Below are 2,912 nucleotides of genomic sequence, written 5' to 3' on the forward strand. Positions count from 1 at the left end.
CTGGGCAGTCGGCTACACATTTCGATTTCGGTCCGCCCAATGAAGTCAAAGAACGACTTCACCGGTCGGCCCTCCACCGCTTGTCGGGGCTGACCAAGGCGCTTACGCTTTTCTTATTTTGCTTTGAAGTGGACAACAGCTGAATAGAACAGCCGTCCTTTTTCATCTAAATGCATTTGATGTGATATATGATGGACAGCCAGCATGATCGCCTTATTAATTTCAATCTGTTTATTTATTTTTTGTTCCAGAGTTTTCAAATCGATAGCTTCAAAAAATTCAACCTTATCTTCAATTAAATCGAAATGGAAATTCATTAATTTAGCTCCCTTTATGTAGTTTTGTTAAAATAGTCTCTGTAGTGCTTTACAAATAAAAATAGCAAATTCTCTATAAAAATAAAACATTTTTTGATAAATTAAAACGATAAGCATATTTCAACGTTTTACACCGAATTCTAGTTAGTACAAATATGCTCAAGTGTTTTTACATAGGAGAGATTAATATGGCAAGAAAGTTATTATACAACGGAACCATCATTACGAGTAACCCAAAAAATGAAGTGATTGAAAATGGCGCTATTGGTATTGAAGATGAAAAAATCATTTATGTGGGAGCAACACCTGAAGATTTTGCTTCTTATGATGAAAAAGTAGATTTAAAAGGAAATATTCTCCTTCCAGGCCTGGTCAATACACATGGACACACACCAATGTCTTTGCTGAGAGGGTATGCGGATGATTTACATTTGCAAACATGGCTGGAAGAAAAAATTTGGCCGCTTGAAGCAAAATACACATCTGAGCATGCAAAATGGGGTGCCAAGCTTTCTATCCTTGAAATGATCCGTACAGGTACAACGACTTTTGTGGATATGTATGACAATATGGAAGAGATTGCAAAGGCGGTTGAGGAAGCAGGAATTCGTGGCGTACTTTGCCGCGGTGTGATTGGCTTTGGTTCTGATGAGCTTCGACAGAGCAAGCTGAAGGAAGCGGCAGATTTTGCGAAAAGCTGGAATAATGGCGCCGGTGGCCGTATTACGACTATGCTGTCACCGCATTCTCCTTATACTTGCTCACCAGAGTATATCTCACAAATCATTGATAAATCAGTCGAACTGAACGTACCACTGCACACGCATATGTCTGAAACGAAATTTGAAGTAGAGAAGAATATCGAGGACTTTGGTGCAACACCAGTAGTGCACCTGAACAACCTTGGTTTTTTTGTACCGGCCATCATTGGTGGCACATGCTGTCCATGTGAGCGAAGAGGATATTGAAATCCTTGCAGAAAAAGATGTGAAAGTATCTCATAATGTGATCAGTAATCTCAAGTTGGGCAGTGGAATTGCCCCGATTGGCAAAATGCTCGAAAAGGGAGTTACAGTAAGCCTTGGTACAGATAGCGTCGCTTCAAACAATAATCTGGATTTATTTGAAGAACTGAAAGCTGCGGCGACAATCCATAAAGGAGTAGCAAGGGATGCAACTGTAATAACTGCCCAGCAAGCCTTAAGAATGGCGACCATCCAGGGAGCAGAATCTCTTTGGCTTGAAAAACGGATTGGATCGCTGGAAGTTGGCAAAGATGCAGATTTTATTGTTGTGAACGCCAATCAGTCATTCTTTTATCCTAAGCATAATCCAGTATCCCATCTTGTTTATTCCGGATCTGGAAGGGATGTCAAGGATGTCTATGTCCAGGGAAAAAAATATTAGATAATGGGCAGTTCAAAACGATTGATGAAGAAAAAGTACTTTTTGAAGCTAACAGAATGTCGAAACTCCTTTCGTAATTTTTTACATAGAGAGTAGAAGCCTTTATGAAAAAGGCATTGAAGGAACGATCCACAGAAAATAAATTTTTAGTAAGAACGACGGAGGTAAGATTAATGAGCAGAATTGGTATTATAGGAGCAATGGATGAAGAAATTCAGCATATCCTCGACGCAATGAAAGACTATGAAGAAAAAAGGAAAGCAGGGATCACCTTTTATGTCGGCACTTTCAACGGGTATGACGTTGTGCTTTGTAAGTCAGGGGTCGGGAAAGTTAACGCAAGCGTATGTACACAAATTTTGATTGATGAATTCGCTGCGTCCAATATTGTGTTTACTGGTGTTGCCGGTGCTGTTAACCCCGATTTGAAAATAGGTGATATCGTCGTTTCAACTGATTGTGTACAGCACGATATGGACGTACGTGCATTAGGCTTCAAGCTAGGGGAAATCCCTTATACAGAAGTATCTGTATTTAAAGCTGATGAGCGACTGGTGGATTTGGCGATTACAGCGAGCAAAGAAATTGTAGATGATAAGAAAATCGTCAGCGGAAGGATTTTATCAGGCGACCAATTCATCGCCGATCGAGATAAAGTGAAATTCCTTCATGAGGAGCTTAATGGTTATTGTACCGAAATGGAAGGGGCAGCCGTTGGACAGGTATGCAGCATGAACAGCATTCCATTCGTGATCATTAGGTCAATGTCGGACCAGGCAGATGGCTCCGCAGACATGAACTTCCTGGAATTCACGAAACTCGCCTCCAAGAACTCTTTTGAAATCGTCAATGAGATGGTCAAGAACTGGAACCTGAATTAATTAACTTTAAATAGCTTTCAAGCTTAAGATAGGATTGCGTTTAAAAAACCAAATTATTTATTTTAGCGTGAAATCACTCCTGAGGGATTTCACGCTTTTTTTATGTTCTAAGCGGATGCCGGTTCGGATAAGTAAGGGCTAAATGTTTATGCGAATGCCTGAAGTAGGGCCATGTTCGAACAAAACAGAGCTTGGAAACTCCGTAAATGTCTGAAGTAGCACCATGTTCGGACAAAACAGCGGTGGAAGCCTAGGCTAATGTCCGAAGTAGGGCCATGTTCAGACAAAACAGCGGTAAAAGCCGCGG

General features: G+C 40.7%; 2 protein-coding genes and 1 pseudogene. 2 read left to right on the forward strand and 1 reads right to left on the reverse strand.

The window, feature by feature from the left end; translation table 11 throughout:
- Positions 1–113: 113 nt before the first annotated feature.
- Complete coding sequence (locus TY49_RS11040) at positions 114–317, reverse strand: DUF2536 family protein (protein ID WP_041965974.1); 204 nt, start codon at positions 315–317, stop codon at positions 114–116.
- Between the two features lie 188 nt (positions 318–505).
- Here TY49_RS11040 and TY49_RS11045 point away from each other — a divergent pair.
- Both TY49_RS11045 and TY49_RS11050 read left to right on the forward strand, forming a co-directional pair.
- A pseudogene (locus TY49_RS11045) lies at positions 506–1,801 on the forward strand (amidohydrolase family protein).
- A 96-nt stretch (positions 1,802–1,897) separates the two neighbouring features.
- Positions 1,898–2,605: a 5'-methylthioadenosine/adenosylhomocysteine nucleosidase gene (locus TY49_RS11050; protein ID WP_041965975.1), complete on the forward strand. Its 708-nt coding sequence runs from the start codon at positions 1,898–1,900 to the stop codon at positions 2,603–2,605.
- Positions 2,606–2,912 lie beyond the last annotated feature (307 nt).

The organism is Mesobacillus selenatarsenatis SF-1 (assembly GCF_000813125.1).
GTDB classification, from domain to species: Bacteria; Bacillota; Bacilli; order Bacillales; family Cytobacillaceae; genus Mesobacillus; species Mesobacillus selenatarsenatis.

What these genes read in the sequence shown, in the direction of transcription:
- TY49_RS11040 (WP_041965974.1), bottom strand. Translation starts at nt 317, where the DNA reads ATGAATTTCCATTTCGATTTAATTGAAGATAAGGTTGAATTTTTTGAA.
- TY49_RS11050 (WP_041965975.1), top strand. Translation starts at nt 1,898, where the DNA reads ATGAGCAGAATTGGTATTATAGGAGCAATGGATGAAGAAATTCAGCAT.